The organism is Mesorhizobium sp. M1B.F.Ca.ET.045.04.1.1 (assembly GCF_003952465.1).
Taxonomy (GTDB): domain Bacteria; phylum Pseudomonadota; class Alphaproteobacteria; order Rhizobiales; family Rhizobiaceae; genus Mesorhizobium; species Mesorhizobium shonense.
The window spans coordinates 5,946,975-5,968,513 of record NZ_CP034448.1 but is presented as its reverse complement, the minus strand read 5'-3'; the positions used below and the strand labels follow the sequence as shown (position 1 = coordinate 5,968,513).

At 63.8% G+C, this 21,539-nt stretch carries 29 protein-coding genes and 1 pseudogene; 7 read left to right on the top strand and 23 right to left on the bottom strand.

Annotated features, from left to right (window positions below; all coding sequences use genetic code 11):
* Nucleotides 1-36 precede the first annotated feature (36 nt).
* Complete coding sequence (locus EJ071_RS29700) at nucleotides 37-234, bottom strand: hypothetical protein (protein ID WP_059186166.1); 198 nt, start codon at nucleotides 232-234, stop codon at nucleotides 37-39.
* Between the two features lie 434 nt (nucleotides 235-668).
* On the opposite strand from EJ071_RS29700, the gene EJ071_RS29695 reads away from it, so the two are divergent.
* The 3 genes and pseudogenes from EJ071_RS29695 (at nucleotide 669) to EJ071_RS39705 (ending at nucleotide 1,787) form a co-directional block, all read left to right on the top strand.
* On the top strand, nucleotides 669-1,028 hold the full coding sequence (locus tag EJ071_RS29695; RefSeq protein WP_126101032.1) for a metalloregulator ArsR/SmtB family transcription factor: 360 nt from the start codon (nucleotides 669-671) through the stop codon (nucleotides 1,026-1,028).
* A gap of 215 nt (nucleotides 1,029-1,243) precedes the next feature.
* A pseudogene (locus EJ071_RS40295) lies at nucleotides 1,244-1,561 on the top strand (cytochrome b/b6 domain-containing protein); the annotation flags it as partial.
* Nucleotides 1,562-1,589: 28 nt separating this feature from the next.
* Complete coding sequence (locus tag EJ071_RS39705) at nucleotides 1,590-1,787, top strand: cytochrome b/b6 domain-containing protein (RefSeq protein ID WP_245460026.1); 198 nt, start codon at nucleotides 1,590-1,592, stop codon at nucleotides 1,785-1,787.
* A gap of 357 nt (nucleotides 1,788-2,144) precedes the next feature.
* Here the strand turns inward: EJ071_RS39705 and EJ071_RS29685 are convergent, their stop codons facing one another.
* The 5 genes from EJ071_RS29685 to EJ071_RS29665 all read right to left on the bottom strand — a co-directional run bounded on the left by EJ071_RS29685 (nucleotide 2,145) and on the right by EJ071_RS29665 (nucleotide 7,250).
* Nucleotides 2,145-2,951, bottom strand: coding sequence for an ABC transporter permease (locus EJ071_RS29685; protein ID WP_126101031.1), 807 nt, complete (start codon nucleotides 2,949-2,951; stop codon nucleotides 2,145-2,147).
* 2 nt (nucleotides 2,952-2,953) lie between these two features.
* Nucleotides 2,954-3,787, bottom strand: coding sequence for an ABC transporter permease (locus EJ071_RS29680; RefSeq protein ID WP_126101030.1), 834 nt, complete (start codon nucleotides 3,785-3,787; stop codon nucleotides 2,954-2,956).
* A 22-nt stretch (nucleotides 3,788-3,809) separates the two neighbouring features.
* Entirely contained in the window at nucleotides 3,810-4,922 is a 1,113-nt protein-coding gene (locus tag EJ071_RS29675; RefSeq protein ID WP_126102776.1) for an ABC transporter substrate-binding protein, read from the bottom strand.
* Nucleotides 4,923-5,002: 80 nt separating this feature from the next.
* Entirely contained in the window at nucleotides 5,003-6,097 is a 1,095-nt protein-coding gene (locus tag EJ071_RS29670; protein ID WP_126101029.1) for an ABC transporter ATP-binding protein, read from the bottom strand.
* Nucleotides 6,098-6,362: 265 nt separating this feature from the next.
* Nucleotides 6,363-7,250, bottom strand: a complete 888-nt coding sequence (locus tag EJ071_RS29665) for a LysR substrate-binding domain-containing protein (protein WP_126101028.1) — start codon at nucleotides 7,248-7,250, stop codon at nucleotides 6,363-6,365.
* Between the two features lie 82 nt (nucleotides 7,251-7,332).
* Between EJ071_RS29665 and EJ071_RS29660 the strand changes: the two genes are divergently transcribed.
* Together EJ071_RS29660 and EJ071_RS29655 are read left to right on the top strand one after the other, a co-directional pair.
* Nucleotides 7,333-8,928 carry an amidohydrolase gene (locus EJ071_RS29660; RefSeq protein ID WP_189521286.1) on the top strand — a complete coding sequence of 532 codons (1,596 nt, stop codon included), beginning with the start codon at nucleotides 7,333-7,335 and terminating at the stop codon, nucleotides 8,926-8,928.
* 24 nt (nucleotides 8,929-8,952) lie between these two features.
* Nucleotides 8,953-9,885 (top strand): dimethylarginine dimethylaminohydrolase family protein, encoded by a 933-nt coding sequence (locus EJ071_RS29655; protein WP_126101026.1) that lies wholly within the window; start codon nucleotides 8,953-8,955, stop codon nucleotides 9,883-9,885.
* A 255-nt stretch (nucleotides 9,886-10,140) separates the two neighbouring features.
* On the opposite strand, the gene EJ071_RS29645 is transcribed toward EJ071_RS29655, so the two are convergent.
* Complete coding sequence (locus tag EJ071_RS29645) at nucleotides 10,141-10,326, bottom strand: hypothetical protein (protein ID WP_126101025.1); 186 nt, start codon at nucleotides 10,324-10,326, stop codon at nucleotides 10,141-10,143.
* A 136-nt stretch (nucleotides 10,327-10,462) separates the two neighbouring features.
* Between EJ071_RS29645 and EJ071_RS29640 the strand changes: the two genes are divergently transcribed.
* Both EJ071_RS29640 and EJ071_RS29635 read left to right on the top strand, forming a co-directional pair.
* Nucleotides 10,463-10,723, top strand: a complete 261-nt coding sequence (locus EJ071_RS29640; protein WP_126101024.1) for a hypothetical protein — start codon at nucleotides 10,463-10,465, stop codon at nucleotides 10,721-10,723.
* Nucleotides 10,724-10,727: 4 nt separating this feature from the next.
* A complete protein-coding gene (locus EJ071_RS29635) occupies nucleotides 10,728-10,988 on the top strand; it encodes a hypothetical protein (RefSeq protein WP_126101023.1) in 261 nt (86 codons plus the stop codon).
* 433 nt (nucleotides 10,989-11,421) lie between these two features.
* Here EJ071_RS29635 and EJ071_RS29630 read toward each other — a convergent pair whose 3' ends face one another.
* The 16 genes from EJ071_RS29630 to EJ071_RS29560 all read right to left on the bottom strand — a co-directional run bounded on the left by EJ071_RS29630 (nucleotide 11,422) and on the right by EJ071_RS29560 (nucleotide 21,529).
* On the bottom strand, nucleotides 11,422-12,126 hold the full coding sequence (locus tag EJ071_RS29630) for an SOS response-associated peptidase (RefSeq protein WP_126101022.1): 705 nt from the start codon (nucleotides 12,124-12,126) through the stop codon (nucleotides 11,422-11,424).
* A gap of 105 nt (nucleotides 12,127-12,231) precedes the next feature.
* A complete protein-coding gene (locus tag EJ071_RS29625; RefSeq protein WP_126101021.1) occupies nucleotides 12,232-12,450 on the bottom strand; it encodes a hypothetical protein in 219 nt (72 codons plus the stop codon).
* Nucleotides 12,451-13,042: 592 nt separating this feature from the next.
* Nucleotides 13,043-13,594: a dihydrofolate reductase family protein gene (locus tag EJ071_RS29620; RefSeq protein WP_126101020.1), complete on the bottom strand. Its 552-nt coding sequence runs from the start codon at nucleotides 13,592-13,594 to the stop codon at nucleotides 13,043-13,045.
* A 99-nt stretch (nucleotides 13,595-13,693) separates the two neighbouring features.
* Nucleotides 13,694-13,840: a hypothetical protein gene (locus tag EJ071_RS38790; protein WP_189521284.1), complete on the bottom strand. Its 147-nt coding sequence runs from the start codon at nucleotides 13,838-13,840 to the stop codon at nucleotides 13,694-13,696.
* Nucleotides 13,841-13,947: 107 nt separating this feature from the next.
* Complete coding sequence (locus EJ071_RS29615) at nucleotides 13,948-14,181, bottom strand: hypothetical protein (protein ID WP_126101019.1); 234 nt, start codon at nucleotides 14,179-14,181, stop codon at nucleotides 13,948-13,950.
* Nucleotides 14,182-14,374: 193 nt separating this feature from the next.
* Nucleotides 14,375-14,797: a hypothetical protein gene (locus EJ071_RS29610; RefSeq protein WP_126101018.1), complete on the bottom strand. Its 423-nt coding sequence runs from the start codon at nucleotides 14,795-14,797 to the stop codon at nucleotides 14,375-14,377.
* Between the two features lie 165 nt (nucleotides 14,798-14,962).
* Nucleotides 14,963-15,505, bottom strand: a complete 543-nt coding sequence (locus EJ071_RS29605; RefSeq protein WP_245460025.1) for a cytochrome c — start codon at nucleotides 15,503-15,505, stop codon at nucleotides 14,963-14,965.
* The gene (cueR, locus tag EJ071_RS29600; protein ID WP_126101017.1) at nucleotides 15,502-15,900 is read right to left on the bottom strand and encodes a Cu(I)-responsive transcriptional regulator; all 399 of its coding nucleotides are present in this window, start codon (nucleotides 15,898-15,900) and stop codon (nucleotides 15,502-15,504) included. Before cueR ends, EJ071_RS29605 begins: the two co-directional genes overlap by 4 nt.
* 12 nt (nucleotides 15,901-15,912) lie before the next feature.
* The gene (locus EJ071_RS29595) at nucleotides 15,913-17,433 is read right to left on the bottom strand and encodes a multicopper oxidase family protein (protein ID WP_126101016.1); all 1,521 of its coding nucleotides are present in this window, start codon (nucleotides 17,431-17,433) and stop codon (nucleotides 15,913-15,915) included.
* Nucleotides 17,434-17,582: 149 nt separating this feature from the next.
* A complete protein-coding gene (locus tag EJ071_RS39700; RefSeq protein ID WP_245460364.1) occupies nucleotides 17,583-17,762 on the bottom strand; it encodes a GDCCVxC domain-containing (seleno)protein in 180 nt (59 codons plus the stop codon).
* Between the two features lie 321 nt (nucleotides 17,763-18,083).
* Entirely contained in the window at nucleotides 18,084-18,641 is a 558-nt protein-coding gene (locus EJ071_RS29585) for a hypothetical protein (protein ID WP_126101014.1), read from the bottom strand.
* Entirely contained in the window at nucleotides 18,638-19,429 is a 792-nt protein-coding gene (locus EJ071_RS29580; protein ID WP_126101013.1) for a DsbA family protein, read from the bottom strand. The genes EJ071_RS29585 and EJ071_RS29580 overlap by 4 nt, the downstream gene beginning before the upstream one ends.
* 37 nt (nucleotides 19,430-19,466) lie before the next feature.
* Entirely contained in the window at nucleotides 19,467-20,156 is a 690-nt protein-coding gene (locus tag EJ071_RS29575) for an SCO family protein (RefSeq protein ID WP_126101012.1), read from the bottom strand.
* Between the two features lie 62 nt (nucleotides 20,157-20,218).
* Complete coding sequence (locus tag EJ071_RS29570) at nucleotides 20,219-20,536, bottom strand: hypothetical protein (RefSeq protein ID WP_189521282.1); 318 nt, start codon at nucleotides 20,534-20,536, stop codon at nucleotides 20,219-20,221.
* Nucleotides 20,537-20,548: 12 nt separating this feature from the next.
* Nucleotides 20,549-21,082 carry a TlpA disulfide reductase family protein gene (locus EJ071_RS29565; RefSeq protein WP_126101011.1) on the bottom strand — a complete coding sequence of 178 codons (534 nt, stop codon included), beginning with the start codon at nucleotides 21,080-21,082 and terminating at the stop codon, nucleotides 20,549-20,551.
* A 6-nt stretch (nucleotides 21,083-21,088) separates the two neighbouring features.
* The gene (locus EJ071_RS29560; protein ID WP_126101010.1) at nucleotides 21,089-21,529 is read right to left on the bottom strand and encodes a DUF411 domain-containing protein; all 441 of its coding nucleotides are present in this window, start codon (nucleotides 21,527-21,529) and stop codon (nucleotides 21,089-21,091) included.
* Nucleotides 21,530-21,539: the final 10 nt, after the last annotated feature.

Genomic DNA, 21,539 nt, shown 5'->3' with positions numbered 1-21,539 from the left:
TCAACAGGATGTGAGCAGCGTGAACATGGTCTCACGCTATCTCCCGAGCGGCTTGCGGGACAGTTCGACGAGTTCCGCCTCGTCGGTGATGCCGGCCATGTAGTTCGCGATGATGCGCGAGGCGCGCGCCTCCTTCTGCTCTTCGGTTTCCCCGACGACGCGACCGCTCTCGAAGACGCGCCCAAACAGGGCCGTCTCGGCGGGTGTGAACGTGTTTCGTGAGATAGCGGACATGGCTTTCTCCTCGAGCCTTTGTCCCCCTTTTGTGCTCCGGCTAATATTATCACGGATTCCGGACGCAGGGTGAGTCTTGGAAAATGGTGACGGCGCGTTCCGAGCGGCCCGCGTTCTTCCCCAGCGCGACCCCTGGATTTGGCGGTGTTGTGCCTATCTTCGCTATATTGTTGCTGAAACAACGAAGCGCTGGTATTCATTAGTGGCGCGGAATTATTCCGAGTCTGCGCCAACTTGCGTCAGGCAACAGCATGGCGCTCGCTGTCCGAGGCCAATATCCCGACGTGGTGGCAACCGGGTTACGAAGGGATTTTGGTCGAACAAAGAAGCAGGGCATGTTCCGATTCCATGTCGGAGCAGGTCCACCAAATGCTCTGGAATTCTGAAGCCATTGCCCCCATGGCCTCGGAAGAGCATGAACATGGGGAAAATCGATGGTGACGAAGAAACTTACCGCCAACGCAGAAAGCGCGGCAGCCTTTCTTGCGGTGATGGGCAACGAGAAGCGTTTGCTCATCATGAACTATCTGGCCGAGGGCGAACTGTCAGTCGGCACGCTCGCCGACAAGGTCGAACTCAGCCAGTCCGCGCTCTCCCAGCATCTGGCCAAACTGCGCAGGTTTGGCCTGGTCGACACCCGCCGCGACCGCCAGATGGTCTACTACTCCTGCAAGTCGTCCGCAGCGCGTGAGCTCCTCGCTCTGCTCGACGGCCTGCTGACTATGGACAAGCCGCTCGCCGGTCCGGCCCGGCAGGCTCTCGTCGAGAGGATGCGGCGGCCGCAAGCCGCCTGATCGGCTGCGACGCAGGCGAGGGCCGAAGGGCCTTCGCCTGTGCGGCGCCGCGAACGGCACGGAATGCAAATCGGCGAAACGGCCGTGCGTGCGGCGCGGGCGACTGCTGTGCTAACTCGTCAATTGGTCGAAGCCTTACCAATTCTTAATTTGGCGGTCACAAGTCTGCCAGGAACACGCCCGAAACACAGGCAAGTGTTCAACGGAGCCGGGCGATGGCCGTCATCACTACCTATACGTCCAGTCAGAAGTTCTTGCACTGGGCGCTCTTCGCCCTCGTCATCCTGCTTTATGCGCTGACATACGGCGAAGAATTCTATCCGCGTGGCGATCCGTCCGTCGACGCCATTTGGCGATTGCACATTTCCTTCGGCCTTCTGCTCGCCGCGCTTGTCTCGTGGCGGTTGGCGCTGCGCGGCGTGAGAGGAGCGCCATCTCTACCGGCCGAAATGTCTGGCCCGGAGCGGGCCGCCGCGAAGATCGGACATTTCGCCCTCTATGCGCTGCTCGTCACAATTCCGGTTCTCGGCATCCTCTTGACCTGGTTCAGGGGGCGACGCGTTGAGCTTCTTCGGCCTGTTCACGGTGCCGGCGCCGTTTGCTCCGGACAGGGCGACCGCGCGGACCATTCGCGAACTTCACGAACTCTGCGCGAACGGCATTTTGATCGTGGCCGGCGTGCACGCGCTAGCCGCGCTCTATCATCACTTCGTTCGCCGGGACACGGTCATGGCCAGGATGCTTCCCGGAGATCGGTAGGGCGCCGGCCAACTTCCTCCGGTTCAGTCGTCGAGTCACGGCGGACCAGTCGTCATTTGCGCCGGTTCGCCTCTAGGTTCCGCAGGCGCGTTCCCCATCACTTTTGATTGAAGGTGCTGCGCCGAAGACGCTGAAGAAGCTCGCAAAGCTATGATAATAAACTTCTTTTGCCGGCGCAGCTCGCTCCCGCCGGAGGCGAAGTTTACATATTTGTAAATCGCCCGCCGGACCTCCATCGGCTAATCTTCAGGCGATCCATACCCCCGGATCACAAAGGGCCAAACTTCCACTTTGGCGCCTTACGAGGCCCGCCGCTTCCGGCGGGCCTCTCTCGTCTTGCGGAGAGATTGGACCGGCTTACGCCGACGCGCGGCGCCGGGTGACCACGCTGCGCACGATCAGCACCAGAACGGTGATGATGATCAGGATCACTGAGAGCGCGGCGATCGCCGGGTCGATATTGTCGCGCAGGCCCATCCACATCAGGCGCGGCAGCGTGATCGCGTTGACCGAAGTGATGAACAGCGTCACGCCGATCTCTTCCCAGGAGAGCACGAAGGAGAGCAGGGCCGCGGTGACGATGCCGAACTTGATGTTGGGCATGATGACGCGGGTCGCGCGCTCCCAGACGCTTGCGCCGAGGCCGCGCGCGGCAAGGTCGATGCGCCGGTCGAGCTGACTGAGGGAGACCAGGATCAGCACGGTGGCAAACGGCACCGACATCACCGAATGCGCCATCGCCACACCCAGCCAGGTGTCATAGCCGAAGAAGGACGAGATACCGGACACCGAGGTGAGCAGGAAATAGAGCGTCACCGCCGAGACCACCGGCGGCACCACCATCGGCAACAGCACGAATCCGACGAGGGCGGCGGTGAAGCGCGGCTGGAACATCCACACGCCCAGGCTGAAGGTGAGTGCGAGCACCGTCGAAAGCGCGCTGCTCACCGCGCCGATGCGGATCGACAGCAGGATCGAATCCAGCCAGCGCGGATCCTCGATCAGCGAGCGATAGTGGCGCAGCGACAATTCCCCCGTCGGCATCGTCAGCATGCGGCTCGGCGTCAGCGATACCGGGACGACCGCAAGCAGCGGCAGGAGCAGGAACAACGCCACAAGCACGGCAAGAGCGAGCGAGACGGGGCCGGGGCGATAAGTGGGCATGGCTACACCAATTGCCTCGGCCGCACATAGCGGAAAAGAAGCGCCATCAGCGCGCCGACGAACACCACCAGCACGACGCTGATCGCCGCGCCCAGGCCCCAGTCCGGGCTCTGGAAGATGCGCAGGTAGATGAGCTCGGCGATCATCACGCTGCGGCCGCCGCCGAGGATCGCCGGCGTGACGAAGAAGCCGAGCGAGAAGACGAAGACAATCATCGCCGAGCCGATGATGCCGGAGCGCGTCATCGGCACGAACACCGTCCAGAAGGTGCGCATGCGGCTGGAGCCCAGCCCGCGCGCCGCGAGCAGCACGCGCTCGTCGAGGCTGCGCATGGCGGACGCCAGCGGGAACACCGCGAAAGGAATGAGGAAATGCGACATGCCGACGATGACGCCGAATTCGTTGCGCACTAGGGTCAGCGGCTCGGAGATGAAGCCTATCGATTGCAGCCAGGTGTTGATCAGGCCGCGGTTGGAGAGCAGCGCTACCCAGCCGAAGGCGCGCGTCAGCACCGAGATCCAAAATGGCACCAGGATGCAGAATTCGGCCAGCACGCGCTGCACCGGGCTGCCGCGCACCCATACCACGGTGATGGCATAGGCTGCGGTGACCGAGACAACCGTGACGATCGCCGCGATGCGCAGCGTGCGGACGAACACCGATTGAACGAGGTCGTCAGTAAGCAGGGCGTGGTACTGGCCGAGGCCGGGCGTCGGCAGGGTGAAGCTCCACTTCACCACGCCGAGGAAAGGCCAGGCATAGGCAAGGACAAGGAAAAGGAGCAGCGGCGCCATCAACAGCGCCGCGCCCATCCTGTCGGAGAGGGTGCCTCTCATCAGCCTGAAAATCCCCGCCCGCTCAGGCGGAGATGATCTTGGTATATTCGTCGAGCGCGGCGCCGTAATTCTTGGCGTACCACTCCATGTCGAGCGCGATCTGCTTCTTCATGTTCTCCGGGTCGACCGGGTTGATGCGCTTCTTGTCGGCCGGGATCAGCGCATCCGCCGCCGGGTTCGCCGGACCCTGGCCGAGCTTGTCGAACATCACCAGTTCCTTCTGCGGGTCCTGGGTGCTGGCGATGAACTTCATCGCGGCTTCCTTGCCGCCGGGATTGTTCTTGAGCACCGCGAGCGCGCCGGGCGAGATCAGGCCCTGGTCCCAGATGAACTTGATCTGGCCGCCGGAGTCCTGCTCGATCAGCGAGGCGCGTGTCGACCACACGATCGCCATCGAGGCCTCGCCGTTAAGCAGCACGCTCTGGCTTTCGGCGCCGCCGCCCCAATAGGAGACGACGTTTTCCTTGAACGCGGCGATCTTGTCATGCGCGCGCTTCAAATCGAGCGGGTAGAGCGAGGCCGGCGCCACGCCATCGGCCAGAAGTGCTGCTTCCCAGCTCGACACGCCCCATTTGTAGAGCGAGCGCTTGCCGGGGAATTTCTTCACGTCGAAGAAATCGGCCATGCCTGTCGGCGCGTTGGAGCCGAATTTCTGCGAATCGTAGGCGATCACATAGGAGAAGAAATAGGTGGACGCCGCATATTCCCAACCGAAGCCCGGCCGCATCTTGCTCTTGTCGACGACCTTGTAGTCGATCGGCTCGAGCATGCCCTGGCCGCCGAGCGTGATTGCCGAGAACGGGTCGACGTCGACCAGGTCCCAGGTCGGCGCGCCGCTCTTGAACTGCGCCGCGATCGCGCCTTCGGTCGGGCCCGAGCCGTCCATCTTGACCGGGATGCCGGTGTCCTTGGTGAAGGCCTGGCCGTAGGCCGCGTCGTAAGCCGTAATGGCGTCGCCGCCCCAGTTCACCAGCACCAGCCCCTTCGTCTCGGCGAAAGCGCTGGTCGAGCGCAGCAGCATCGGCGTGCCGGCAAGCACGAGGCCCGCGAGCTGCGCAAACTGGCGGCGCGAAATCTCGCCCCGTTTGGTCCTTTCGGAAAGAGACTCGATCGCCTGTTTCCGCGTGTTGTTCATATCGTCGTTCATGTCAGTTCCCCTTGTTTTAATTGGTCTGGTCCGGAAGCCGGTGCGGCGATTTCAGGCCGCTTCGGCGCTCATTGTCCTCCGTCCGGAAGGAGGAAACCTTTTTCGGCCGGCCAGGTCAGCCAGACGGAATTGCCTTTGCTGAGCGCCGCCGCCGCGACCTCGTTCGGCACCGAGACGGTGACCTTCGCGCCTTGGCGCGTGGTGAGGTCGAGCTTGGTCGCCGCCCCCAGATAGGTCGAGGCGACAGCGGTTGCGGCTATGCCGTTCTCGCCGGCAGTGGCCTCAGGCGCGATCGACATATGCTCGGGACGGATGGCCAGGATGGCGTCGCCACGGACTTTCTCAGCCTTGCAGCGCATGCTCACCGCGCGGTCTTCGCACAAGCCTGTCGCGCCATTGTCGGCGGGACGCACGCCCTTCAGCGGCAGCATGTTGATCTCGCCGAGGAACTCGGCGACGAAGCGGTTGGCCGGCCGGTCATAGACCTCGTCCGGTCTGCCCACCTGCAACAGCTTGCCATGGTTGAAGATGGCGACGCGCGAGGACAGCGCCAGCGCCTCGCTCTGGTCATGGGTGACGAAGACGAAGGTGGTGCCGGTCTCCTGGTGCAGCCGCTTCATCTCGGCCTGCATCTGGCCGCGCAGGCTCTTGTCCAGCGCCGAGAACGGCTCGTCGAGCAAGAGCACGCCCGGCTCGAACACCAGTGCGCGCGCCAGCGCCACGCGCTGCTGCTGGCCGCCGGAAAGCTGCGCCGGCAGCTTCTTCTCGTGGCCCTTGAGGCCGACGCGCTCGATCATCTCGCCGACACGGCCTTTGATCTCGGCGGCCGTTTTCTTGCGCACCTTGAGCGGGAAGGCGATGTTCTGTTCGACGCTCATATGCGGGAACAGAGCGTAACCCTGGAACACCATGCCGGCGGCGCGCTGCTCGGCCGGCCGGTCGGTGATGTCGGCGCCGTCGCTGAAAAGGCGGCCTTCGCTCGGCTGCACGAAGCCGGCCAGGATCATAAGAAAGGTGGTCTTTCCCGAGCCGGACGGCCCGAGCAGCGTCAGGAACTCGCCGCGACCGATATCGAGCGTCAGATCGTCCAGCGCCCGGAACGAGCCGAAGCTCTTGCCGATCCCGTTCGCCTTGATCTCTGCGGCCCGGCCGGGTTGCTGCATCCTGCCTCTTCCTTGGTCTTGGGTGAAATCGTAGGCAGGGAGGCTCTCCGCCGCAACCGAATAGTTTTCGCCTGATCGGCAAATTTGATTCACGGGTGGCGGGCGGGGCGCCAAATCTCCCTCCTCGAGGGGGAGATGTCTCCGCAGGCGACAGAGGAGGTCGCCGCGCGTGAAGCGCCAGCCTTCATCTGCCGCAGAAGGCCGAGCCCGGTCGGACCGACCCCCTCTGACCGCTTCGCGGCCATCTCCCCCTCGAGGGGGGAGACTAGAGCCTGTTCTCCGACAGCTTCGACCTCAGCCAGCCGCTGAACGCATTCAGCACCGGATGCCCGGCCTTCGCATGCTCGAAGACCAGGAAATAGGAGCGCGGCGAGGGGATCGCTGTGTCGAACGGCTTGACCAGGCGGCCTTCGCCCAGCGCCCGGCGGCCGGTCAGCTCGTCGCCCATGGCGATCCCCTGGCCGGCGATCGCCGCCGAGAAGACGAGGTTCATGTCGGAAAAGAAGATGCCTCCCTCGGTATCGGGATTTTCCACCTTGGATAGCGCCAGCCAGCGCGCCCAGTCCTCGGTATCGCCGAGATGCAGCAGATTGGCGCGCAGCACGTCGGCAGGCTTGGAAAAGCCTCCGACCTTATTGAGCAGCGTCGGGCTGCAGAGCGGCGTGAAGGAGACCTCGCAAAGCAGCTCCACCGCGCGGTTCGGCCAGTTGCCGACGCCGAAGGCGATGAAGGCATCGGCCTCCGGATTGGAGACGTCGTCGAGGCGGCGCGGCGTCAATATGTGCAGCGCCACATCCGGATACATCTGCCGGAACTCCGCGATATGCGTGGACAAAAACAGCGAGGCGAAGCCCGGCGTGCAGGACACGGCAAACGAGCCGCCGACGCCGCTTCCGGCGTTCTGCGTCACCGCGTCGCCGAGCACGGTGAGCGCCTTCCTGACGTCGGCGGCATAGCGCTGGCCGCGCGGCGTCAGCGCCACGCCCTTGCCGATACGCTCCAGAAGATCGAAGCCGAGCTCGCGTTCGAGCAGCCGGAGCTGATGCGAGACCGCGCTTCGGGTGAGGTGAAGCTCGTCTGCGGCGCGCCACACGCTGCCGTGACGGGCGAAGCTGTCGAGGGCGCGCAGCGCCTGCGTGGACGGTATTCGCAAGAGGCCTCAGGTGAACCGAATTTGCACGAGCCGGGAAAACATATCACTTTTTGATGAGCCGCTTCACTGCTTTCTTTGCGGCATGGAGAAACCGGTGACCAGTTCAGCGCAGGAAACCGCGCTTGCCTGTATCGACGGCATCCAGCCGCTCTTGTCGGCCTGGACGCGCACGATCTTCGATTTCGGCGAGACCGCCTGGCGCGAGTACCAATCGGCTGCCTGGTATGTCGAGCGGCTGAAACGCGAGGGCTTTTCGGTCGAGGAAGGCTCGGGCGGCATGCCGACCGCTTTCTGCGCCCACTGGACGAACGGCGACGGTCCGACCGTCGGCATGTATGCCGAATACGATGCCGTGCCCGGCAACTGCCAGGACGCCGCGACGGTGAAGCGGCCGCGGCCGGGTCTCAGCGTCGAGGCCGGCGGCCACACCGATCCGCATTCGGGCCTCGGCATCGGCAGCCTCGGCGGCCTGCTCGCCGCCAAGGCGGCGATGCTGGAACACGGCATCAAGGGCACGCTGCGCTTCACCGGCGAGCCGGCCGAGAAGGTGCGGGGCTCGAAGCCCATCCACGCGGCCAAGGGCTATTATGACGGCCTCGCCGGCATGATCTCCTTCCACCCCTTCTACATGCTGCCGCTCTGCAACACGGCGCGCTGGGACACGCATTGCGGCGCGGCCTACGCGATGATCTATCGCTTCGTCTGCGACGAGCCGGAGCATTGGGCGCGTGCGGCGGGCGATTCAGCGCCGATCCCGCAGGCGCATTCGGCGGTGCGGGCGCCGGGCGCCAACGACGCGCTGATGATGATGTACATGGCCTCCAAGGCGCTGCGCGATTCCATGCTGACGCATCAGGGCGGCTGGTCGATCAGCGAGGCGATCCTGACCGCGGGGCAGGCGACGGCCGACAATCTGCCGGCCAGCTTGTCCGAAATCCAGTACATGATCCGCGTGCCGACCATTGCCATGGCCGAGCAGGTGACCGCCGTGCTCGACCGCAACGCGGAAGCGGCCGCCAGGATGAGCGGCTGCCGCTACGAGCGCCACTGGGTGTCGAAGTCGCGCCCGGGCCTCGCCAACCACGCTATGGCCGGGATCACCTACGCGGCTCTCTCGACTGTCGGAGCGCCGCAGTGGAGCGAGGAGGCGAGAGCGATCGCCCGCGAGGTCCAGGTCAATGCCGGCGGCGAAGCGACCGAAAATCCGTTCATCGACGAACTGGAGCGGCTGATTTCGCCGCAGGAGGCCGAGGCGATCCTGCGCCGCGACCTGCCGCCGTCGCAGGTGAACTCGACCTCGGACGACTATACCGACATGAGCTGGCACGCGCCGACATCGCGTTTCTATGTCGCCCGGCCGGCGTTGCGCTCGGCAAACGGCCACGTCTATCCAGCCTGGGTGATGAACGCGCTGGGCGGCATTTCCGCCACCATCGACCCGATGGTCACCTGCGCCTCGAAGACGGTCGCGCTGACCGCGCTTCGCCTGCTTGAGGACAAGACCGCGCGCGACGGCGCGATGGACGAGTTCGTCGCCCGCACCGGCGGCGGCGTCGGCGGCTCCAACTGGATCGCGCCGCTTTGCGACTACGAACCGCCGATCAATTTCCGCTGGCCGGAATATGTCACCACGCCGCGTGGACGCGACTGGTGGATCCCGGCTGCCTCCACCGCATGACGAATATCAATCGAGGAGAACCCCATGACCGTCCATGACCGCATCGTCGCCGAGCCGTTCTCGCTGCAGCGCCGCAACCCCGCCGGCGGCACCAAGCCGCTCACCGCTTGGGGCTTCGCCAACGAAACCGACGTGCTGACCGACGTGCTGCTCGGCTCGCCCAATTTCCTGCGGCATCTGTCGACCAGCTCGCTGTCGAGGAAACATCTGCGCGAGGCGCCCTGCAACGTTCAGATCGCGCAGGCGCAGCACAAGGACCTCGTCGCCGCCTACGAGCATTTCGGCGTCAACATCCACTGGCACGAGCCGACGCCGGAACTGCCGATGCAGGTCTATTCGCGCGACTCCAGCGTCATGACGCCCTACGGCGCCTTCATCACCGCCATGGCCAACTGGTGGCGGCGCGGCGAGAACTACGCCGCCATCCGCACCTATGAGAAGCTCGGCATTCCGATCTACGACATGGTCACCGCCGGCACCTTCGAGGGCGGCGACTTCAACGTCATCGAGGAGGGCGTGGTGCTGATCGGCTGTGGCGGCGCCCGCACCCAGGAAGAGGGCGCGCGCCAGGTGCAGGCCTGGTTCGACAAGGAAGGCTGGGAAACCCGCATCGCCTTCATCGACGAATACTATGTCCACATCGACCTGATGGTGGTGCCGATCGCCGAAAAGCTCACCGCCGTCTGCCTCGCCTGCACCGAGCCCGGCATCGTCGACTGGCTGAAGGGCAAGGGCCACGAGATCATCGACGTGCCCTTCCAGGACACGATGGCGCTCGGCTGCAACTTCATGTCGCTCGGCAAGGACAGGGTGATCGCCCCGACCTCGAGCAAGACGCTGATCGAAAAATTGAAGGCGCAGGGCTTCGAGGTCGCGGCCGTCGACATGAGCGAGATCTCCAAGACCGGCGGCGGCATCCACTGCATGGCGCAGGCGCTGAAGCGGGTGAAGGCGTAGGCTTTTGGGACCCGCCTAGGCGAATCTCGGTCACCGAGGTTCGCCAATTAGCAAAGCCGCGTTCCTTCGCGCCCCGCCTCTGTCCTGCCGGACATCTCCCCCACAGGTGGGGAGATTGGCAGCTTCGGCGCCCCGCTCATTCCTGCAACGTTGGAGGTTGGCGAAAGGCGACGCGACATCCGATCTCCCCCTTGAGGGGGAGATGTCCGGCAGGACAGAGGGGGGTATCGTAGAGCGCCGACCTACCTGCGTTAGCTACCCTTGCCACCTAGGCCGCGTCGGCGCACCAATCGCGTCGAGCCGCTCCTGCAAGTGCCCGTTGAGCACGATCATCTCCTTCAACGCCTTTACCGGATCGCCCTTATGCTGCGCGATAAAGCGCTCCGCGACTGCCTGAAGCGCCGCCTCCTGGCGGCTGTCGAGCCTGACGATGTGATCCATGGCGGTTGCTCCTCTGGCTTCCATTAGCATGTGAACAAAAAGGGAACAAATTTGTCAAGGACGAATTGACTCGACGAGGAATGGGTTCCTATTTTGTCAGGAGATGGGGCGGTTGCTCGCAATCAGGAGAGCCGCATTGGGCAGACGGAAAAGCCGCTATGACAGATTGTTCCGATCGGACGCGGAGGCGATCATTCGTGACGCGCTGGAGCTGCGCCAGACAGTGTTGGCGGCGCAGCTCAACCTCAAGACCAATGGCGAAATGTACTGGCGGCTCAATGGCCTGGTGGAACGGCTGCATGAGGTGATGGGCGCGGTGGCGGGCCGGGAACCCGATTTCCGCGCCGTCTGGCTCGGCCTCTTGCCGCTGCCCGAGGATTATTCAGACCGGACATGAGAAAATGGCCGGACCCATGGACAGCGTCGGCCGGGCGGCCAAGGCCAACATGCTGCTCATCGTCGAATGCCGCCACTGCTATCACGTCGGCCGCTTCAAGGCGAACGACGTGGCCAAGGTGGTGGGCTGGAACAAGCCGCTCGAAGCCATCCGCTTCCGCTGCAAACGCTGCGGCCGCAGGGATACCGAGGTGAAGACCAAGTTCATCGACCAGGATCACCCGCCCAAGGGTTATATCTGGGTGCTGCAGAAGGCGAGGGGATAAGGTGCTTTGTATCTTCTAAATAGTTTTGCAGTATCAGATATCTGACAGTCAACGACGGTTGACGGTGGCCTCAGGAGGATCGATTTGGATCGGTTTCTCAATGACTACGGGACTCAATACGCTATCCTCGCATTTTATTATCTCGCCGCTCTTGCCGCATTCCTTCGTTGGGTCGGAAGGCCGCTTTCGCGAACGAGGCGCAGTAAACTTGCCGATGTTCTCGGCTTCGTTTCGGTCCTGCCCGCAATTGGCGTCACTGTGTGGCTGGCAAATCTATCAAATGACACGGGCTTTCCGATCTCCGGATGGTTCTTGGTCATGAGCATAGTGACGCTGGGAGTTCTCCCGCTGGTTTCGCTAGCCTGTTTCATATTGGTTGGAAGGTTGATCGGAAGGGCGTTTAGTTGAAACTTCGAGCACGCGAAGCAGCTAACTAAAACAACGAACCCTGCGCCGGGGGTTCGGCCGGGAACTTGATCTGCGTCGCCGGCTTCTCGACAATCACCAGCGCGTCGTCCGGCGCCGGCCGCTGTAGCTTCTTCGCTTCAGACCATGGCGCCGTCAGCCACAACTCGGTCTCTTCCAGCGTGGTCAGGATCACCGGCATCGCCTTCTCGTGGATCGGCGCGATCAGCGCGTTCGGCCTGGTCGTCAGGAAGCCGTAGAGCTCGTGGTCGCCCGGGCCTTCCTTCACCTTGCGCACGCCGTGCCAGGGCGTCCACAGGCCGGCGAAGAAGAACAGCGGTCGCTCCTCGCTCAGCGCGAACCAGAAATTCTTTTGCACGCCGGTTTCGGGGTCCTTGTCCCCGGGCTGAGGCGAAGGTTCGGCGAAGCTCGTCACAGGCACCACGCAGCGGTTCTCGATGCCGAGATAAGGCAGCCAGTGGGCGTATTGCGGGTTGCGGATGTTGGTCGTGCCGGAATCGGCGTTGCCGCGCATGCGCTCGGCCGGCGTCGGCATGCCCCAGCGCAGGTTGGCAAGCTCGCGGCTGCCGTCGGCTACGTTGCGCACCACCGGCGCCTGTTGGTTGGGGTAGATATCCACCGAAGGCTCGAGATTGCCGGAAATGTCGCGCAGAGCGCGCGTCCATTGGCGGATCGCCTCCTGGGTGGTGGTGATGTTGTAGAGATTGCACATCGGCAGCACTTCCCCGTCCGCCGATTGTTCCCACATTTTCCGCGGAGCGCAAACCAGGTTGCCGGAGAGGCGACGTAAGCCACACCAATTGAGGATATCGGACGCTCAGCGCCCGCGTCCGCCGCGCCGCCTTGTCTCGACCGGCTCCGATGCCGGCGGCTCGCCCGGCAGACCCAGCCGGTGGCGTTCCTCCTCGGCGAAGGCTTCGGCTTCCGCGTGGATGTCGAACAGCTGATGGGTCAGCCTGCCGCCTTCGACGGCGCGCACCAGCCATTGGCCGTTGATGAATTTCACGCGGACACTGTCTGGTTCGCCTGCCACCATGGAATGGCCCCAGCGCTTCAGCCCAAGAATTTGATCCCGAACAGCAATACGATCTAGCGGGCATCAAGTTGCCGCAAGGTTCTTTTCCTTGGACTTTAGTAGGAGATACGTCGTTGGATGCTCGCCAATTTCCCATTTTGAAAACAAATGTCGAGCAAATGCCGTCCTGGTTGACCAAAAGCCCGGCTTCGAAATCTTGATTGGGTTGGCCCTTAACAGAATTCGACTTCGCTGTGGTGCCGGGTTTGCGAGACGATGCGGCAGCGCGTCACGAACGCATTTCGAAGCGGATGGGCCGGGCATGTCCGGCGCACCGATAGAATTGGTTTCGGCTCGGATGTGATGCGGTTGGAGGCTTTGCTTGCGCGGCGTGCGTTACACCGGCGGCCCGGCAGCCTGGGGGGTGTATTGGGTTCGGCGGCCGGGCCTGACCGGAGTTTGCGAGCCTGCCGGCTATCTGAAACATGCGCTTGCGCTCATGCAAGGGCAAGAACGACCTAGGCCCTAGGACCAAAGCAGCAGGGCCGGCGCAAACGGCCGAAGCGGCAGTCTTGCTGATCCTGCTTCGGCGGCCCGCATTGAACTTGTCCGCTCAGGCGGGCGCGTAGCGCAGCAGCGTCACGCCCTGGGAGAGGCGCTCCGTGCCAAGCGGCGCCAGCGAGAGCGACAGACCACGCGCGAAATACGGCTTACCGCCGCCGAGCACGACCGGATGCATGTAGAGCCGGTACTCGTCGATCAGGCCGGCGCGGGCCAGATGCCTGGCCAATTCGGCGCCGCCGACGCCGATCTGGCCATCCGTCTCAGCCTTCAGCGACCTTGCCACCGCCACGGCGTCGCCATCCGCCAGGCGCGCATTGGCGCCGACCTCGCGGAGCGTCGTCGAAAACACGATCTTCGGCGTATCGCGCCACGCGCGGGCAAAATCCCGCTCGACCTCGGCGCCGGCCTCCCTTTCCGGATCGTCCCAGAAGCGCATCATCTCGTATAGGCGGCGCCCGCAGAGCTCGATCGCGGTCCGCCGCATATCCTCGTTGAAATGCCGGTGCAGTTGCTCCTCGGGCACCGGCAGGCCGATGTTCCCGTCCGGCCCGGCAATATAGCCGTCCAGCGACATCAGCATGGAATAGACGATCCTGGCCATCGGCGCCTCCTTTGCGATCCGTCAGGCCAAGGATGCACATCCGATTGCATTTTGCAATCGGTTTGCCATGGGAAGCGTAGAAAGGAGGCGAGTCTCGGATCAGAAGCCGAAGAACTGCTTGCCGAGGAGATAGCCGAGCGCCGCGACCACCAGGGGGAACAGCGCCGGCGCGATCCTGCCGAGCGGCGAGGGTTTCATCTCTCTCGCTGGAGCATTGGGCTTGGCGTTGCCGAGGTTCTTGGTCATGGGGTCCGTCGCCGGAATTCGTTGCCGGGTGACCTATAATATTAGAAATCGCTGATTAATTTTCTCACAATTCGATCGATGCAATTTGCAGCTATCGTCGGTAGTCGCTATTCCGCCTGCTGGGTGCGTTCGGCGAGCGCGAAGGCCTGCAGGTTCCTCGATTTGCCGAGGTCCTGGTCGGCATTGGCGATGATGGCGTGGAAGGCGGCGCGGGCGATATCCTTCTTCTTGGCATTGGGATGCACCTTGCGGACGGTCTTGACCAGCTCCTTCGGTGTCATTTCGGGGGTGACGAGGCGCATCAGCGTATCGCCTATGGCCTGCAGTTCGCTGGCGTTCATAACCAGAACCCTGTCTTTGCTGCATGAACCCAGCATATAGCGCGGCCACAACGTCACTTTTGTGATACGCGCCGAACAAGCCGTCTTGCGGCCTTCGTGACCAAGGCTGGCCAGCCGCCACGCCGGGGCCAGGGCGAGCGTGGCGGCTGCAAGGGGCGGGCGGCGATGGGTCGCGACCGCCTGCGATCTTCGCTTACGCGGGCACCAGAATGGCGATCCGATGGATGCCGACTTCCTTGCTCGTGTTCGTCGCCTCGTCGGTCTTGCCCTTGGAGCAGGTATACATGTCACCCACCTTGAGCTTGAACTCCTTGTCAGCCTTCTTGATGGTGAATGCACCCGACGTAATCGTGCACACCATGTCGTTGTCCATCACACTTTGAGGCGCGTGTGCTCCCGGTTGAAACACGACGTCGACAATAGAGATGCTTTTGTAGGCGGGAATATCGGAATTGCCGGTGCCGACCTCCACAACCCTGACGCCGGCGGCAATCTCCTTGCCTTCCTTCGGACCGTACTTCTTTGTCTTGGCGAATGTTGCCGTTGCGAACAGGGGCGCAATCGTCGCGGCCGTCACGCCGAGGGCAATTGCAGACCTGCGATTCATCTTGTTCATCGCATCCTCCCTAAACCTGCCATGCACCGATAAGCATGGCTGCGCAACATTAGCATGTTCTGATTTAAATGTGCAGAACGGCGCTGGCCAAGAGCAATTCCAGAAAAGTGCGTGGCGAGTTTCCATCCGGAATTGCGTAAAGCAAATAGCCGAGCGGCTCGCGCCTCACTGCTGCCTTTGCCGGAACTTCGAATGACAGCTCGAACAGTCCTGCAGCATGAGGTGCAGGAGATGTTCGGCCGGCATGCCGGCGGGATCGGCTTGCGCTGCGCGCGGCCGCTTGCCGAGCAGGCTGCCGCCATCCCTTGGCGGACCGGTCATCCGCATGTCGGCGGTGATCCCGGCCGGAGCTTTCTCTGCTTTGGCGGCGAGCGCGTCGGCGAGCCGGCCGATATGGCGGGCGAGCGCCTCGAATTCCGGCCGGGCCTGGTCGATTTCCGGCTTGGCGCCGGACGGCGCGCCGAGCGTGCCGTCCGGAAATTCGGCGATCAAGGCAGGGCCGGTGCGAACCTTGAGCGTTTCGGCCGCCGCCTTGAAGCCGGCCGCGTCATAGGCGCGCTTGCCGTCGAACATCTCGGCGATCGTCTTGGCCGCCGCCGCCATCTCCTTCATCGAGGCCTGGCGGGCCTTGACGAGCGCGTCGGCGCCGGCAGCGGCGGCAAGCGAGGAGGCCAGCAAAAGGATGGCGGCGGAAACGGTCCGCCTCACTGCACCATGCCCTCTCCGGCGAGCTCGTCGATGATCGGACAGTCAGGCCTCTCGTCGCCGCTGCAGTGCTCGATCAGGTGGCGCATCACATGGCGCAGGCTGGCGAGCTCGGCGATCTTGCGGTCGATCTCCGCCAGCTTCGCCTCGGCGATCGCCTTGACGTCCGCGCTCTCGCGATTGCGGTCGTGATAGAGCGACAAAAGCTGCCGGCACTCGTCTACCGAGAAGCCGAGGCTGCGCGCGCGCTGCAGGAAGCGCAGCCGATGGATGTCGGCCGCCGAATAGTCGCGATAGCCGTTGTCGGTGCGGGCCGGACGCAGCAGGCCGATATCCTCGTAATAGCGGATCGTCTTCGGCGGCAGGCCCGCCCGTTCCGATGCGATGCCGATGTTCATTGAGTTGAACTCCTATGCCTCGACGTCGAGGATGCCCATCATGCCGAGCTGCTCATGCTCGAGGATGTGGCAATGATACATGCGCTGGCCGGGCCGCTCCTGGCGCAAGAGCAGCCGAACCGTCTCGCCGCGCGCCACGTTGACCGTGTCCTTCCAGGCGAGATAGGGCGGTTTGGCGACCTTGCCGCCGCGCTCGCGCTCGATCACCTGGAACTGCGTGCCGTGGAGATGGAACGGGTGGTCCATGTCGGCCTGGTTGACGATTTCCCAGAGCTCGGTCTCGCCGGCCCGGGCGACGATGTCGACGCGCTCCATGTCGAAGGCCTTGCCGTTGATCAGGAAGCCCATCTCCATGCCGGTGGCGTTCATCGCCATGGTCTCGGTGAAGACGAGACGGCGGCTGACCGCGGGCTGCCCAAGCGGTGCGATTGGCCTGAGCCGCTCGGGCAGCGGCGGCATCGCTTCTCCCGGCGTTTCCGACACATCGACGGTGAGCAGCGTCAGCCCGGCGTCCGCCGGCCGGCCGGGACCCATCCAGCCGCGATCATAGTCGAGCGTGGTGAGGGTGGCGGTGCCCGCCCGGTCGAAGGCGACGACCAGCTCGATGCGCTCGGCCGGGCTGAGCATGATCTCGTTGGCCGCAACCGGCTTCCCCAGCAGACCGCCGTCCGTCCCGATGATCGTCATCGCCGCGCCTTCGAAGGCAAGCCTGAGGAAGCGCGCATTGGTGGCGTTGTAGAGCCGCAGGCGCCGCTTCGCGCCCATCGCCACGGTGAGCCGCGGGTTCTTCTGGCCGTTGACCAGCACATGGTCGCCGACGCGGCCGTTCATCAGGTCGTTCATGGTGTTGTCGGGCATCGAGCCGTCGGCGGCAAGGCGAAGGTCGGTGAACATGAGCACCGTGTCGCCATAGGCCGCCGGCACCGGATCGGCCTTCGCCTTGACGACAAAGGCGCCCGCAAGGCCGCGATAGACCTGCTCGGCCGTCCGGCCATGCGGATGCGGGTGATACCAGTAGGAGCCGGCGCTGCCTTCCGGCAGTTCGAAGCCGTAAACGCGGTCCGCGCCCGCCGCCACCGGGTCCATCGGATTGCCGTCCTGATCGGCCGGCACCGGCATGCCGTGCCAATGGACGGTGCTTTGCTCGCCCTCGATCCGGTTGGCGAAGGTGATCTCGACGCGGTCGCCTTCATAGGCCTCGATCAGCGGCCCCGGGCTCGTGCCGTTATAGGCAAGGATCGGCGTATCCCGGTCGGCGGCAAAGCGCGCCGTGGCGGGCGCCGCCGTCAGCTTCGCCTTGAACAGGCCGGGCTGGCCGGCCTCGTTGGCGAGCGTCGGCAATTCGCGCAGCGCCGCGCCTTCGGGCAGCGCCGCGGCGTCAAGCGCCATGGCGCCCATGTCATGGCCGGCATGGCCGTCCATGCCCGACATGGAATCCATGTCCGACATGCCATCCATCTTCATCTGCGCCAGCGCGCGAGAGCCTGACAGAACCGTTGCCAGGCCTGCCGCCAGAAAACCGCGTCGATGCATCTTTTTCTCCTGATCGTGATTGGGAACGCGCGCCACCGGAAGACTTCGCCGCCGAACCTAAGGGTTCCAGTAACTGGAAGGTCAAGCCCGGTTGGACAGGCTGGTGGATTCGGGGCGAGTCTCAAGCAGCACGGTCCGCCGCGATTTCGCTAGCCGTGACGATCTCTGTCGCCGCAGCACGCGGACTGTCGTCCCGTGCGAGCCCCCTGAATCGGCGGACACGGAACGTCTCCATAGGAGCAGAACACGCAGCAATCCCCCGTCTTCGGCCGAAGCAACGTTCCGCACCCCCGGCATTCGTAGAAGAACTGGCAGGCATCGGCCGGCATCGCCTCGAGAGCCTGATGTCCGCAAAGAGGACAGGTGAGGGTGGAAGTGAGCTGCGTCGTCAACTGCGCTTTGCCAACCCGGTCAGGTCCTTAGATATTTGACGAGCGCAGCGATCGCGAGCACGAGCGTAACAAAAACCAAGATCCAGATGACGGCCATGCCGCCCATCATCCATATGCCGCCTGAACCGCCCATCATGGCAGTCGTCCTCCATGGCGAAAGCCGGACTTCGCCGGCGCATGTCGGCGATTGCGAGGTAACCTAGCTCGTAGCGTCAAGACGACAAGGATGCGGGTGCAGGCCGACGCCCCTGTCTGCTCCTACATACCCCCGCCGCAGCCGTCCGAAAGGTCCCACACATCAACGATCTGCTCGCCGGTGAAGCGGTGCTCGTGGATCAGGTATTTCGCCAGCCCGCCATACACCTTCCAACGCCAGCATGGGCAGCAGCACGGCCCCTTCTCCTCGGAATTGGCCATCGCGTAGTCATAGGCCTTCTGCTCGTCTCCGGTGAGCTTCAGATCGTAATACGGCATCATCTGCTGCGCTGTCGCCGCCGCAATGTCATACGGATCGCCGGGGATCATCGGGATGGCGCGGTACTTGGCGAGCCCTCGCACCTGCTCGCCATAGCGCTTCAGTTCCATCGGGCTGCAACACGAGCCCTTGATGCGAGCCATCGCCGGCATGGTCGCGATCGAGTCCGTGAACTTGGCCGAGCAGGTGCTGTTGCCGTTCTCGCTAAGATCCTTGAAACGCCTTGCCAATTCCGGGTCCTCGGCGGCGATTGCCGGCTCCGCCCGCTCGAAAAGGCCTACTGCTGTGGCGACGCCGAACGCGCCGAGAACAACTGTGCGCCGGTTTGGGTCGCTGGTCATTTGCCGGCCCTCGCTTGGTTGACGAATGTTTTCAGTGTCGCAAGATCGGTCGCTCCGGGATAAATCTGATCGCCGGCGACGAAGCCCGGCGTCCCCGTTATTCGCAGCGCCTGAGCCAGTTCCGTGTTGCGGTCTATCGATGCCTGGATGTCCGGCTGCCGCATATCGGCCTTCATGCGTTCGACGTCCAGCCCGGCCTCGGCGGCGGTCTTGAGCACGACCGCCTCGGTCACTCTTGTCTTTGCCGTATAGAGCGCCTTGTGAAACGCCGCGTATTTGCCTTGCTTGTCGGCGGCGAGCGCGGCCTTGGCCGCGAACACGGAATCGGGGCCGAGGATGGGGAATTCCTTGTAGACGATTCTGAGCTGCGGATCGTCGGCCACGGCCTGTTCCATGATTGGTGCCATCATTCGGCAATAGGGGCAATTATAGTCGAAGAACTCGACCAGGGTGACATTGCCTTGCGCATTGCCGCCGACGGGGCTCTGCTTGTCGTGAAAGACGTCGGCCGTTCGCGCGTTGAGCACCTTCCTGGCCTCGGCCGCCTCCGCTTGTCGCTGGCGCTCGTCCAGGCTCTGCAGCGCCTGCACGAGAACCTCCGGATGCGCCAGAATGTAGTCGTGTATCCGTTGATCGAGCTGGTCCTGGGACATTTCGCCGGCCGCGAATGCCGGTCCTCGCGCGCCCAGAGGGCCTGGATTGAGCAGGAACCATCCCGCCAGGCCGGCGAGCAGAATGGCGCGAAAGATACTTCCGAAGAATCGGCTCGTGTGCGCCCTGGTGAACATGTGTTTCCCTTTCTTTTTCGAAAGCGGTGGTCCTGCCTCAAAGCAGGTTCTTCAGTTTCGCCAGCCAGCCTTCGTCCTGTTCATGGTGCGGGCGCTCGATATTGTTGGTGAGCGCGTTGACGAAGGTGACGAGGTTGATGGGCTGGAAATTCAGCCCGTGGAAGTTCGCCCGCCAGCGGCCCTCCCTGTCGATCACATGGGTGACGATGCCGTGCATCTGGTAGCCGTCATCGGTGAGCGTGAATTTGTGGCCGAAGGCTTCTGCCAGCTTGCGGGTCGCATCCTCCGGCTGGTCTGGAGCCGTGGTCAGGAACAGCCAGTTGACCGGGTCGAGCCCATGTGTCGGCCCATAGGCCTTGAGCACATCGGGCGTGTCTTCCCGCGGGTCGGTGGTTATGCTGATGAAGACGACCCGATCCTTCATCGGTGTCGAGTTCACCATCTTCTGGACCTCGGCGACCTTCTCGGCGTGCAGCGGGCAAACGTCCGGGCACGAGGTGTAGATGAAGTGGAGCACGACGACCTTGCCGGCGAGATCGGCCGGCCGCACGACGCGCCCGTCGGCGGCGCGCAGCGTGAAGTCGGGCATCGGCTTGTCGATCTGCTGGAAATACTTCTCGTCGCTCCGCAGCATGGCGTCGATGTCGTCCAGCGAATGCGCCCGCGCGCCGTGCGCGAAGCCGACGGTCAGCGCCGTCAGCGCGATCAGGCCGAGCAGCAGGCGCATCCACTGGTCCCGAACCAACGAAACACACCGCGCCGCCGGCTGGCTTTGCACCGGGGAAAACATCAACCACCGCCTTTCATGTCTGCGGAAAGCGTTTTGGGACCACCGCCGTCCTTCCCGGACGGAACGTTTTCGGTCGAGCACGCTGTCATCCGGTTCGTGCACAGGCCAAGTGCGCACATGGCGACGCAGGGCAGCAGACTGAGCAGCGCCGGCGCGATGCCGGCTGCGACCAGCCACGACCAGTTGAAGGCAAGGCCGGCGACGGCGATGGCCACGCCGGCAGCGATCAGGCCACGGCGCCCGCCTAAAGTGGAGCGGACGATGGATCCGCGGCCCGGTGAAACCTGCCCGGCCTGGGTCAACTCTGTCGTTGTCATCTCATTTCCTTCTCATTTGGCGGCGATGCGGCCGCGGATGAAGTCGACCATGTCGGGAGCGTCCCACTCGGCCGGGCCGATCAGCCGGCCGATCTCCTTGCCTTGCCGGTCGATCAGCAGCGTCATCGGCAGGCCGACGGCGCCAAGCGTGAACATCGCCTGGGCGGAGGTGTCGATGTTGAGCGCAAGGTGCGTGACGCCAGTCTCGGCGAAGAATTTCTTCACGGCGTCGGGGCCTTTGCGATCCATCGACAAGGCGACGACCTCGAAGTCGGGGCCGCCAAGCTCGGCCTGCAGGTGGTCGAGCGTCGGCATTTCCTTGCGGCAGGGCGCACACCATGTCGCCCAGATGTTGAGCAGCACGACCTTGCCGGAATATTCGGCCAGCGTCTTCGGCTGGCCGGCGACATCCGCGAAGCTGATTTGAGGCACGGCGGCGGGCGTATCGAGAACGGCGAAGTTCTGCGGCGCCTCCGCCGCCGCTGCCGGCAGCAGGGCCGCAAGCAGCATTGCCGAAAGGGCCACGGCCAGTTTGCTTGCGGTCATAGGCGCTCACTCCGTCGCATAGATGGTTGGCGCCCTGCCGTCCTTAGTGAAGGCATAGATCGTCCAGGTTCCGTCCTTCTCGCCACCCATGCCGGGCGCGCCGGCCGGCATGCCGGCGAGCGTGATGCCGGCGACGGCCGGACGTTCGGTGAGAAGCTTCTTGACGATTTCGACCGGCACCAGGCCGTCGACGACGTAGCCATCAACCATCAACGTGTGGCAGCCTTCGAGGTCGGCGGGCACGCCTGCATCGTTGCTGATCTGGGAAAGATTGTTGACGGGCTTGATCTCAACCTTGAAGCCGTTGTGCTCAAGGTAGTTCGCATAGGATTCGCAGCAGCTGCATTGCGGGTTCTTGTACATCACCGCATTTATGGTTGCCGCGAACGCGGGCAGCGGTGTCGCGATCAGGGCGGCAAGAGCGGCAAGGCGGTAGGTCAATTTCATTGCAGTTCTC